Source organism: Dietzia sp. UBA5065 (assembly GCA_002415925.1).
Classification (GTDB): Bacteria; Actinomycetota; Actinomycetes; order Mycobacteriales; family Mycobacteriaceae; genus Dietzia.
On record DIAZ01000003.1, the window covers coordinates 1424 to 2653 of the forward strand.

Consider the following 1230-nt stretch of genomic DNA (forward strand, 5'->3'; position numbering starts at 1 on the left):
GGTCGATCCCGCGGGCGGCGAGATCTGCGGGCGACAGGAGGGCCGGCGGTATGTGGTCGTTTCCAGACGAGTGGGCCATGGGGTCGATCGTCGCGCCCGCGGCATCCGCGCCCGGACCGGCGAGCTGGGATTATCCGGGGGCCTGTGGATGGCTCGGCCCCCTGTGGACAACCACCATCCACCCCCCATCCCCGCCGATCCGCTACTCCGCTGCACGATCCGCTCCCCGGATGCGAGTAGCGGACCGTGCAGCGGAGTAGCGGATCGCGGGGGGCGGCGGGGAGCGGGCGGCGGGGGGTCAGGCGTCGGGGGCGGGGGTCAGGCGTCGGGGGCGTCGAGGCGGTCGAGGTGGCGCAGCGCCACCAGCGTCGACTGCTCGGCCACCATGAGCAGGAACGGCGAGACATCGCGGTAGATGTGCCGGGTGATGGCCTCGGCCGAGGCCTCGCGGCCCAGCTCGGCCCGCGCGGCCACGATCTGCTCGAGCCGGTCCCGCCGGTGCCGTCCGAGCACCTGCGCGGCGCGGCCGGTGTTCTCCACGTCGGGCCCGTGCCCCGGGATCCCGATCACCCCGTCGGCCCGCGCGGCGAGCAGATCCATGCTGCCCAGGTAGTCGCCGAGGTCGCCGTCGGTCGAGTCCAGCACGGTCGAATCCCGGCCGAGGATCGTGTCCCCCAGGACCACGCAGTCCGGCGGAGCGGTGAACCCGGTGCCCGCGACCCGCACCTCGAGGCTGACCGAGTCGGCCGTGTGCCCCGGGGTGCCCAGCACGATGATGTCCAGGCCCGCGGCGTGGATCACCTCGTCGTCGTCGCCGCCCGTCACCAACGGCGCGGCGTCGCGGCAGAACCGCTCCTGCACGGCCCGGACCGGGGCGGCGGTGAACGTGCGCAGGTGATCGATGCCGTCGGTGTGGTCGCCGTGGCGATGGGTGACGACGACGAGCTCGATCTCGCCGACGATGGCCGCGATCCGCTCGGCGTGCGCGAGGTCGTCCGGCCCCGGGTCCACCACCACGCAGGTGGGCGACCCGGGGGCCCGCAGGACGACCGTGTTGGTCCCCTCGAAGGTCATCTCCGAGGGGTTGTCGCAGAGGATCACCCCGGCCAGGTCGGTGACGGGGCGGAGCGTCTCGTACGCCGGGAAGCCGATCGGGGCCAGACCGCCGCTCATCGCCCTAGCCCTCGACCTCGACGATGAGCTCGACCTCGACGGGCGCGTCGAGCGGCA

At 73.8% G+C, this 1230-nt stretch carries 1 protein-coding gene; it reads right to left on the minus strand.

Annotated features, from left to right (window positions below; translation table 11 throughout):
* Positions 1-318 precede the first annotated feature (318 nt).
* Positions 319-1173, minus strand: a complete 855-nt coding sequence (locus B4M60_RS00275; RefSeq protein WP_291079366.1) for an MBL fold metallo-hydrolase — start codon at positions 1171-1173, stop codon at positions 319-321.
* Positions 1174-1230: the final 57 nt, after the last annotated feature.